The sequence below is a fragment of the Chryseobacterium caseinilyticum genome (assembly GCF_014837145.1).
In the GTDB taxonomy this organism is placed as follows: Bacteria; Bacteroidota; Bacteroidia; order Flavobacteriales; family Weeksellaceae; genus Chryseobacterium; species Chryseobacterium caseinilyticum.
The window spans coordinates 21494-32479 of record NZ_JACYFS010000013.1 but is presented as its reverse complement, the minus strand read 5'-3'; the positions used below and the strand labels follow the sequence as shown (position 1 = coordinate 32479).

The window sequence follows — 10986 nt, the reverse complement described above, 5'->3', positions numbered from 1 at the left end:
TTTTTTCATAGTTTTGTAATGTTTTTAATTAAACGATTCAATCCATTGCTCCTTCCTGAGTCGCCAAACTTATGGGAAGGGGCTTTTTTATTGATCTTTTTTGGTCAGGCTGAGCTGGCCTGTGTTTTATTTCATTGATTTTTGATTGGTCATAATAACTCGCTGTGATTGGGTTCCTGTTTTTATTCTGAACAGAGGAATCTCTGATGCAATCCCCAACTGTTCAGAAAAACAGGGCTTTCATGATACACTGAAAAGAAACAGTAATAAACTCACTTCAGAGCATACAAAAGCGGTAAATATCAATTAATATGAATGAAAATTTGTCCCGTGAAAGCTTTAAAAGGCCGCAATAGGTTGTACACCCTACTGTATCATGTCAAGATACTCTATGTGGTGAAGCAGGCTTAGATTGTTGTAGAAAAAGCGACGGCATGAAAATAAAACGGCATGGAACTCTATAATATCAGCTTAGTGGTACTGGTATACCTTGGAACAGATAAGAGAGCCCACGCCTAGGTCGTGAGCTTAGTACTTATCCTCTCGTTCCGTAAATTACCAGTTTTCTAAGCGAGATTCTAAGCAATAGCTTCTATTAATTTTTTGAAGTATCGCAAAATTACTTTATTAAGTAATTATTTCCAAATATAAGAATTTTTCATTCTGTTACAAGAACTTGTAACAAATTTTGTAAAAAAAATTACGCCCTTTGTATAAAGTGCTAATTAATGGACATTTTAAAAGACGAAATACTCAGAAAATTTGGAGAACACGTTAAAGATTTAAGAATTAAATCTGGACTAACACAAGATGAAATCGTACTTAATAGTAGCAAAATCACTAAAGGCACAGTCAGCGATATTGAAAATGGAAAAAGAAATTTCTCATTTACAACTTTAATAGACTTAGCTAAAGGATTAAATATATCACCTAAAGATTTGCTGAATTTCAAGATTGATTAGAATTCTAATGTAAGTTGGGATTTTCTTCTTTTCCAATTTCTTTGATGTTCATATTAGAATACTGTTGCAAAACTTCATTTGTTGGCATGAAGTTGTTTTTTTGCTTAATTTTAAGAATGACAAAGCAACTCACGGACTGCTTCAATGATGTTGTAGAGGTTGTAGGTTTTCTAGGGGTTAATATTGGTGGTTTTTATGAATATAGAATATATAGATAAAGCTTAAATCAGCTCCCCAAGATCCCCTAACTTCAGAGTTTTCTTTTTCAATAGCTTATCATATTGTAATGGTGAGTTTCTATGAGACAGCACGAAGTCAGTAGAATTCGCACAACGATAGCTTTTTCAGAAAATTTAGTTGCTTTGCGAAAGAAGATATATAATAAAATGGATAAAGTAGCCGTTAACGCAAAGATGGGTGGTGAAAGCCATCTTTTATCTTTCATTCAATTGTTTTCTAAAAAAATAAATGTAAACGATTTCAAGCAAACTTCAAAACTACTTTTGAATTCTGTCGCCCTGACCTTTACCACCTACCGTAGCAAAGATATATCTGAAATAATCTGAAACCGTTAAATTTGCAATCATCTCTGCATCTTTTTCTGCGAGTTTTACCGGTGTCGACATATCAATTTCATTAATCTGAGCCAAGCCTGTAATTCCGGGAACAGCATTGTAGACTCCTCTTTTGTCTCGTTCTTCAATCACTTCTGTCTGGTTATATAGGTTGGGTCTTGGGCCTACGAGACTCATATCGCCTATCAAAACATTGATTAGCTGTGGGAGCTCATCCAGTTTTGATTTGCGCAAAAAACTTCCGAATTTTGAAATCTTTACATTATCTGACAAGTGCGTTGCCACAGACTCTGTATTAGCAGGCATCGTCCTGAATTTTAAAAGCTTAAATGGCTTTTTATAACGCCCCATTCTTTCCTGTACAAAAATGGGCGAACCATCATAGAATATCCCAACAATGTAAAGCGCTATTACAATGGGACAGAGAAACAGCAGCCCGAATAAGGAAAAAATAAAATCAAATGTGCGTATCATATTTAATACTGAATTATCTAGTTTAACAGGGTTATTGATTTATATACAACAAGTTTCTAATTATAGCGTATACTTAACTCTCTTCAAAAAATCAAAAATGTGCGACAATCTAAAACTACTCAATTACAGTTTATATGTGAGCATCAGCCCTCCCCTTGTAGGGATGAGTTCACCGCTTTTGTTCCAGCCGTGTGCTTTGTCTGATCTCTGACCATTGTCCTTATAAAAACCTTTGTACATACCTTGTGACGATCCTACGCCAGCAAAAATATCCAATCCTAACTTTTCATTTATAGTGAAATGATACCCTCCACTGATACCGAAAATAAAAGAATATCCTTTTTGATAAATTTCAGACCGCCTTACAGAACCATCTGCTAAAATTTGAGGCTGCTCATTTTCATCCAGCACTACCAGTTCATTCCAATAATTCCATTTCTGAAGGTTAAAATTTGCAAAGGAAAAATATCCTCCAACATACCATTTTTTCATCGATTCTTTAAAATAATACCGTCCTTCCAAAGTCGCCATGTAAATCTGCAAATGTTTGCCTGAAAAAGATTTCCACGGTGAGATGAATACTTCTTCCTGCAGTGTGAAATTTTTGTTAAGCGTCTGTTCGGATGCTACATTTACTATTCCGAGCGGCAGAAATATTGTGTTGGCTTTTACTTCTGTCTGTGCATTCATCATTAGTGTCTGAAAGATGAGCATCAAAAATGCTATTCTGGTTTTCATTATGTGTTTACCGTGTATTTTTTCGAGTATATCCATTATGCCTTTTTATGCGTACAGATCACAAGAGATTGTAGACAAATATATAATTTTTTTAACTGAGTAAGATTATTTGATGTTAACATATAACATTCACGGCGATTCTGATGCATTAAAATTTGAAAGTTGCGTCAACTTCAAATGACTACCTGTTTCACCTATTTTACAGATTTCCAGAATGATATGTTATGCAATTTTGTGATACTATATTCCAGCAACAACAGGAGATTGACTATGTTAAGTTTTAGTGTTGTAATTTTAACATTCTGTCATATCAGAGATAATCTGTTAATATGATAGAAATATTTATCTTTTACTTAGAAAAATAGTTTTTGATCACCGTTGCAATTCTCTGTCTGTCTTCATCTGTAAGGTTTGAACCTGAAGGAAGGCACAGTCCGTTTTCGAACAGGGTTTCAGATACTCTTTGTCCATAATAAGGTGAATCTCTGAAAACCGGCTGCAGGTGCATAGGCTTCCATAGCGGTCGGGATTCGATGTCATCTTCAAGAAATGCCAAACGCAGCCCTTCTCTGTTTTTGCCTGCAACAGCTTCATCAATTTCTATTACTGACAACCAGTGGTTGGAAAAATAATCTTCTGAAGGTTCAGAGAAAACCTCTACGCCATCAATATCCCTGAAAGTTTCCATGTAGAAATCATGCATTTTTCTGCGTGCAGCAACTCTGTCATTTAAAACTTCCATCTGTCCGCGGCCAATGCCTGCCACAATATTGCTCATCCGGTAATTGTAACCTATTTGTGAATGCTGATAATGAGGTGCATCGTCTCTTGCCTGAGTAGAAAGGAAAACTGCTTTGTCTTTATCTTCCTGAGAATGGCAAACCAAGGCTCCGCCACCTGAAGTCGTAATGATTTTATTTCCGTTAAAGGATAAAATTCCGAAACGTCCGAAAGTCCCACACGGTTTCCCTTTGTATAAAGATCCTAAGGCTTCTGCTGCGTCTTCAATTAAAGGAATTTGATATTTATTTGCAATTGCAATAATCTCATCCATTTTTGCAGGCATTCCGTACAGATGAACTACAATGATTGCTTTTGGCTTTTTGCCTTTTGATATTCTGTCTGAAATCGCTTCTTCCAAAGCAAGCGGACACATGTTCCATGTATCACTTTCAGAGTCGATGAATACTGGTATTGCACCACAGTAGGCAATTGGGTTTGCAGAAGCGGAAAATGTCATTGACTGGCAAATCACTTCGTCACCATATTTCACGTTACATTCTATTAAAGCCAAATGAAGTGCCGCTGTGCCCGCTGAAAGTGCTGCCACTTTTACATTATTATTTAAAAACGTCTCTAAGTCTTTTTCAAAACCATTTACATTTGGTCCTAAAGGCGCAATCCAATTGGCTTCAAATGCTTCATTTACATATTTTTGTTCGGTTCCTCCCATGTGTGGTGAGGAGAGCCATATTTTTGAGTTCATTATAATTCGTGGAATTTTATTGGTTTAGCAGGTATACCTACTGCTGTACAGTTTTTGGGAAGAGATTTTGAAACTACCGCTCCTGCACCTATTATGGTGTTTTCACCAATTGTCAACAAATTAATAATCTTAGCTCCAGTTCCAGCATATACACCTTTCTCAATTAATACTTCTCCCGAAATATTTACTGATGGCATGAAAGAGCAGTAGTTTTCTATAGTTGTATCGTGTCCTACCGTACACATCAAATTTAGAATAACAAAATCTTTAATATTGATATTGCAGGTGATAATTGTTCCTTCACAAATTACGGATCCTTTTCCAATAGTAACAAAATCATTAGAAACTGATGCTTTAGGATGTACTATGGTAGGAAAATCTACGACCGGATTATCTATTTTAGAGACTATTTTTTCTTTAATTTCCGGATCTGCTACACAAATAACAATTGCTGTCTTTTCTCTTAAATTTCTGATGTCATTTATTCCACCCAGAATTGGATGATTATTAACTAAAGCTCCTTTTTCAAAGCCATCATCAAAATAACCAACAAAATTATATGTTTGTGGAGTTATTTTGTTTATTTCATCAATAATAGTTTTGACTTCTCTACCAAAACCGCCCGCACCAAATATGGCAATGTTTTTCATTTATTAAGATACTATTTTTATTAATTCTTTCCGTTAAAGATTTCCATTGTAGCTTGCCCGTTCTGGTTAATACCATCACTTTTAAAAACTTTCTTAAAAGTTGTAAAAAAAATTTTCAAGTCAGTTTGAAAGCTGAGATGATCAACATACCAAACATCCAAATCAAACTTCTTCGTCCAGGAAATGGCATTTCTACCATTCACCTGTGCCCACCCGGTAATTCCAGGTCTCACGGTATGCCTACGCTTTTGTGATTCGTTGTATAAAGATAAATATTGAGGCAGTAATGGCCTAGGTCCAATTAAAGACATGTCACCTTTTAACACATTAAGCAGTTGTGGGAGCTCATCTAAAGATGTTTTACGTACAAAAGCTCCAATTGAAGTTAATCTTTCTGCATCAGATAATAATTTTCCACTACTACTTTTCCGATCACTCATTGTTTTGAATTTTATGATTTCAAATATTTCTTCATTTAAACCTGGCCGTGCCTGAAAGAAAAAAGGTTTTCCGTTATTTGCTATATACAATGCGATGGTTACTACAATAAAAACCGGACTAAATATCAGCAAACCAAAAAACGCAACCGTAAAATCTATAATTCTTTTTGTGAAGTTCCTGTACATCATCAAGCTTTTTCTTTCAATAAAATATTATATTCTTTTAATAGGGCATCCCATACTACAGATTGTTCATAACGTTTCGTAATCATTGATCTTGCATTGTTTTTTAATTGTGATAGCTCCATTTTATTTGTCATAAAATTTTCCATTGCCATCCTAAGAGCATCTTCATTTTTAACAGGAATTATGCGTCCATTTAATCCTTCTACAACAATTTCATTACAGCCATTGATATCCGAGACTATACTTGGTAACCCCATTGCCCCAGCCTGCATTACTACATTGGGAAATCCCTCTCTGTAACTTGGAAACACCAACGCATCAGCGAGAGCAAAATAAGGGCGGACATCCTGCTGAAAACCTACGCTGATTATATTTGTATTGTTTTTAATCTCCTCATTGACTTCGGACAGCAAAGGATCCAAATCATCTTCCATCGGGCCTACCAATAAAAGTCTTGCATCTGGATTCTTGATTTTTGAAAAAGCAGCCACTAATTCATTGATGCCTTTGTCTTTCACTAAACGTCCAACAAATATAAAAATGAAATCATTGCTATGAATATTTAAGCTGTTTTTCAGTCTTTCTGTATGCTCATGCGAGACGTTACTCACTGAAAAAAAGGCAGTATCTATTCCATTTGAAGAACCTGAAGCAATCACTTTTAATTTTTCAATATCAGTAAATTTTTCTTTTACGATAAAATTATATAAACCTTTAGAATTGGGATAAATTTTTGTAGCACAAGCGTAGGTAAGTTTTTCCACTTTATTTAAAATTTTACGCTTTGTGCCTGTTGTTTCCATAAGGGGTAGTCCTGCAACGGTATGTAATCTTACAGGCACTTTCGCTAATTTAGCTGCCAACATTCCAATCATTCCTGCTTTTGGCGTATGAGTATGTACGATATGGGGGTTTTCTTTTTTTAAAAGTTTATATGTTTTCCACAGGGCTATCAAATCCTGAACAGGGGTTATTTTACGAGACATTACAACTGGTACGACCCTAATCTTCTCCGCTTCTTCCACATCGTATATTTCCTTTCCCGGAGAGGTTATTCCTATCACCTCAAAATGTTCTGACATAAAACTGAGCTGTCCCCGTAATAAAATTTTCATTGAGACCGGAACGGTTGTTATTCGGATGAGCTTTTTCAAAATAGAAAATTTATAATTTAAATTGAGCGTAAAAATATTAAATTAATGCTTGTATTCAAAGAGAAATAATTTACGAATGTTCTAAATTTTTTCATACTCAGATATGATTTGATTTATGCCTATTCAATTTCTGGTGAGAAACAGCAGTAGACATTACGGTAAGTATCAACACAAATAAAAAAGGAAGAACCATCATTTTTGCCCTCATGATAATTCCAAAATTGGCATAGGCAAATACATACATTAGTGCCAGTAACAGCAGAAGAATCGCCGGAAATATAAAGAGGATTTGTGTGTACAGTATTTTAAAAAATTTCAGTGAATAATAAGCTGTTACCAGAGATAGAAGCAAAAGTACTGCATTTTCGAAACTTATTATTCCGTAGCGCAATCCCGCTTTTTCGAGAGGTAAAGGCCGAAAATAAAAAGTAAATATTTTCATTGATATTCCATACTGATCTAAAGGTACATATGCATCTGTACTTTTAAAATACTGGATATGAGCGTCATATTTTTTTAATACCCTTTGGAATCCACCATCAAAATTCTGAATCCGCACTAGAAGCACCGAGAATAAAATGGCACAAAGACCAAATCCCCCAATCAAGATCATTTTATATTTTATTGAAGATTTAATAACAAGCAGCAGACTCAAAGTATAGCTCAACAACAACACAAATGCTACATGCGGCCTCACCAGTGCAATAAAAAAAAGAGCCACAAAAATGAACAGACTAAAATACCGTTTACGGTGAACTTCAAAAATTATCAATACCAAAAAAGGTAATAGCAAAGCTTCCTTACCAATAACAGAAGACCAAAAGTGGAGATTTGGCAAAAGCAATAACAGCGCAGTAAAATATTTTAAAATTCTGTTATCCTCTGAAATTTCTATCATGATTTTATACAATAATATCACACCAAGGCTGCTGAATAACGAAAAGAAAATAAATCCAGTCCAAAATGGTAAATTGAAATACTTAACTAAAGGATAAACAATACATCTGACAATATCTGTCCCGGGTTTAAAAAAATCCTGCCACTTCTTCTGTGAAAGATCTTCATTTAAAAACCAATAATGTTGAGCATCTCCACCTCGTTTTGTAACAAAGTAAAAAGCAGCAAAGGTAAATAAAAGATGATAAATCAGCAGTATTACCAGATCAATTTTAAAATCTTTCTTTAAGAGGCCCTGCATATGTCTCTGTACTCTATTACTTTAATTTACTGTCAATTACAATTCTTATGTACACCTTTCAATATTATTTATAATTGTGCATAGATGTTTTTATACCATTTCTGGAAACAGTAAAAAGTCCAGACTTTGAATGAATGATCTTCCAAAGAACTAAGATGATTTTTAACCATTGTTACTATTGCATCAACTTTAAATAGATCCTGCTGTTTTAAGAATTCATTATCGATAAAAGATTCCAATTCTTTTCTCATTCCGTACTTCAGCCAGTCTCCCACAGGAACACCAAAGCCCTGCTTGGATTTGTCTAAAAACTCCTCAGGAAAATACTCCTCAAAGGCTTTTTTTAATATATACTTCTTGTTTGATCCTTTCATTAAATACTCTTCAGGAAGTGTTTTTGTGTAGTTCCATAATTCCTTATTCAAGAAAGGAGCACGGCATTCCAGCGAGGTAAGCATGCTTGTGCGGTCTACTTTTACAATCATATCCCCTTCCAAACTTATCATCCGGTCCACTTCTCTAAAATCGCTAAGAGTCAATGGTGCGGGAAGCTTCTGTTTATATCTTAAAAGCGGATTACTATCGAACGCAGCAGATTTAAAATATTCGCCCATCTCTACATTTGAAAAGCCCAGTTTTATAATGTTATAATAGAAATCATTCCCGTAGTCGAGTGAATGCAGCGACTTTCTTATTTTAAACTTCAGACCCCTTTTATCTTCTTTCTGTCTTGTAAATATATCTGAGAATCTGACAATATTTTTATGAAGCTTTTCAGGAACGAGTCCAGTGTATCTCTTATTGATGTTTCCGATCAGATATTTATTGTATCCCCCAAAAATCTCATCTCCACCATCACCCGTCAGTGCCACTTTTACAAATCCGCTGGTTTTCTTTGCCACTAAAAAACTTGGCAGTGCCGAAGAATCTGCGAAAGGTTCGTCAAAATTTAACAGAATCTCGTCGGTATATTTTGTAAGGTCTTTTTCTGATATAATAAACTCATGGTGATTGCTTCCAATTAATTTAGCCACCGTTTTCGACTTATCAGTTTCGTCGAAAGATTTTTTTTCAAAACCAATTGAAAACGTATTAATTTTCTCGTCCAGATTTTTTGCCAGACACCAGCTTACGATACTTGAATCCACTCCACCAGATAAAAATGTTCCTATGGGAACATCTGAAACACTTCTTGAAATTACAGATTTCTGCACCAAGTCATGCACCTCATCTTTAGCTGTGGCAAAGGATATTTCTTTTATCTGAGCTTTGGTCTCCATATTTACTTTCTGAATAAGTATCTGATGAGTTTTAAGATCATATTCAATATAATGGTCTGCCTCCAGTTTAGAGATACCTTCATAAATTGAATAAGGAGCAGGAATGTATGTCAATTGAAAGTACAGCGAAAGTCCTGTTTTATCTATCTCAGGTCTGGAATTCATTATCGGCATTATTGATTTAAGTTCTGATGCCCAAATCAAACCTTCAGCTGTGTTTGTGTAATACAAAGGCTTTTCACCAAAGAAATCACGAACTATAAAAATTTTCTCGCTCGTTTTATCATAAATAGAAAATGCAAACATTCCGTCTAGCCTGCTGAAAGAATTTGTACCATATTTTTCGTACATCTTAAGAATCACTTCGGTGTCCGAAGTGGTATGGAAAATTATGCCTAAGCTTTCCAACTCTGTCTTGAGCACTTTATAGTTGTAAATTTCACCGTTAAATACGATAACTTTAGACTTATCCTCTGTAAAAATAGGCTGTTTTCCTGATGACAGATCTATAATAGACAAACGGCGCATGGCAAAGCCAATCGCTGTATCTTCAACCTGATGAATAAAAAAACCATCCTCATCAGGCCCCCTGTGAATAATCCGCTGATTCATTACCTGCAGCTTTTTTTCAATTTCGACTTCAGAACTGTATTTTTTTATAATTCCATTTATTCCACACATAAGTAATATCAATTTTTATTTTTCAAGTTTTTCTCACGTCTTAATTGCTCCCTGTAAGAAAATGCCCATAGTAAATATATTACGAATCCGGGTAAAAACATATTTCTCATCCTTATCATCACTCCTAAATTTCCTAAAGTAATCGAAAACAAAAGTGATCCTATAACTAAAAATATAAGCAATGCCTTGATGATTATAGGTGCAGCTTTATAAGTTTCAAAAACTTTAAATCTGAAAGCTTTTACGGCTAAAATTAAAATTATTGCATTTTCAAAAGAAGCCAGCATTGAATTTATGCTTCTAGCATCGAAAAAAAGAGGTCGAAATAAAAATGTAAATATTTTTAATGGTAATGGATAGGATGAGATGTCGATACCTGATCCAGCCCCGTCCTGTAGCAATTTAGACTGATTTTCAGCTTTAGATGTAATATTGTTCACTGATAAATTATCAATACTTGCAAACGTCATCACAGTAGGTAGCATGGCTATTCCTGCAGAAATAAATATCAGCGAGAAAAATATTTTCTTTGATTTTGACATTTTAGTCCCGAAGAGCATAACCACACCAAATGCAACTGCCATGAAAAGAACAACGTGTGGACGGATGGCAAAAGTTAGAAAAGCAGAAATAATTAACAAGGGTATTCTTCTGAAAGGTGTCAACATTCCATATACAAACATTCCAATTGACATGAACATAATTGTGTCCTTACCCACTCCTGAAGACCAGAAGTGCATATTCGGAAGAAAAAACAGTAATGGAAATAACATTCGTCCATTTAATTTTGAATTGTAGGGAATCAGTTTAAGTACTACAGCATAAAAGCAAGAGACACCGAAACTTCCTAACATGGCGTAAAACATTGTGTTGGCAAAGAATGACATTTCCAAGAAGTGAACAGGTATGTAATTGATTGCTTCAATGAAATAAGTACCAAATTCATGTGTTATATTATAACTAAATTCTTCAGGTGACATATTTTTAGCGTTTACCCAATACGTCCAAGCATCCCCGCCTCCATTTCTAGTCAGAAAATAGAAAGCAATGCCCATTATAAAATGAAAAAAAGTGAGCCACTTTAAAGTCTTAAGATATCTATAATCCTTTTTTTCTGTCACCAGTTTAGCAAAACCTATTGACATAATAAAAAAAATTATGG

10 protein-coding genes are annotated in these 10986 nt (G+C 34.7%); 1 reads left to right on the top strand and 9 read right to left on the bottom strand.

From position 1 onward, the window contains the following. Window positions 1-728 precede the first annotated feature (728 nt). Window positions 729-962 (top strand): helix-turn-helix domain-containing protein, encoded by a 234-nt coding sequence (locus IC610_RS19695; protein ID WP_191738557.1) that lies wholly within the window; start codon window positions 729-731, stop codon window positions 960-962. Between the two features lie 497 nt (window positions 963-1459). Here IC610_RS19695 and IC610_RS19690 read toward each other — a convergent pair whose 3' ends face one another. The 9 genes from IC610_RS19690 to IC610_RS19650 form a co-directional block, all read right to left on the bottom strand. Continuing rightward, window positions 1460-2011 (bottom strand): sugar transferase, encoded by a 552-nt coding sequence (locus IC610_RS19690; RefSeq protein WP_191738555.1) that lies wholly within the window; start codon window positions 2009-2011, stop codon window positions 1460-1462. Between the two features lie 123 nt (window positions 2012-2134). Then, window positions 2135-2749, bottom strand: coding sequence for a DUF3575 domain-containing protein (locus IC610_RS19685; RefSeq protein ID WP_191738553.1), 615 nt, complete (start codon window positions 2747-2749; stop codon window positions 2135-2137). Window positions 2750-3098: 349 nt separating this feature from the next. After that, window positions 3099-4235: a DegT/DnrJ/EryC1/StrS family aminotransferase gene (locus IC610_RS19680; RefSeq protein ID WP_191738550.1), complete on the bottom strand. Its 1137-nt coding sequence runs from the start codon at window positions 4233-4235 to the stop codon at window positions 3099-3101. Beyond that, window positions 4235-4885, bottom strand: a complete 651-nt coding sequence (locus IC610_RS19675) for an acetyltransferase (RefSeq protein ID WP_191738548.1) — start codon at window positions 4883-4885, stop codon at window positions 4235-4237. Before IC610_RS19675 ends, IC610_RS19680 begins: the two co-directional genes overlap by 1 nt. Before the next feature lie 20 nt (window positions 4886-4905). Beyond that, window positions 4906-5511 (bottom strand): sugar transferase, encoded by a 606-nt coding sequence (locus IC610_RS19670; RefSeq protein WP_191738546.1) that lies wholly within the window; start codon window positions 5509-5511, stop codon window positions 4906-4908. A 2-nt stretch (window positions 5512-5513) separates the two neighbouring features. Beyond that, window positions 5514-6665 carry a glycosyltransferase family 4 protein gene (locus tag IC610_RS19665; protein WP_228462975.1) on the bottom strand — a complete coding sequence of 384 codons (1152 nt, stop codon included), beginning with the start codon at window positions 6663-6665 and terminating at the stop codon, window positions 5514-5516. A gap of 97 nt (window positions 6666-6762) precedes the next feature. Continuing rightward, the gene (locus IC610_RS19660) at window positions 6763-7563 is read right to left on the bottom strand and encodes a hypothetical protein (protein ID WP_191738544.1); all 801 of its coding nucleotides are present in this window, start codon (window positions 7561-7563) and stop codon (window positions 6763-6765) included. Between the two features lie 368 nt (window positions 7564-7931). Next, the gene (asnB, locus tag IC610_RS19655; RefSeq protein ID WP_191738543.1) at window positions 7932-9824 is read right to left on the bottom strand and encodes an asparagine synthase (glutamine-hydrolyzing); all 1893 of its coding nucleotides are present in this window, start codon (window positions 9822-9824) and stop codon (window positions 7932-7934) included. 8 nt (window positions 9825-9832) lie between these two features. Continuing rightward, window positions 9833-10969: a hypothetical protein gene (locus IC610_RS19650; RefSeq protein WP_191738541.1), complete on the bottom strand. Its 1137-nt coding sequence runs from the start codon at window positions 10967-10969 to the stop codon at window positions 9833-9835. Window positions 10970-10986 lie beyond the last annotated feature (17 nt).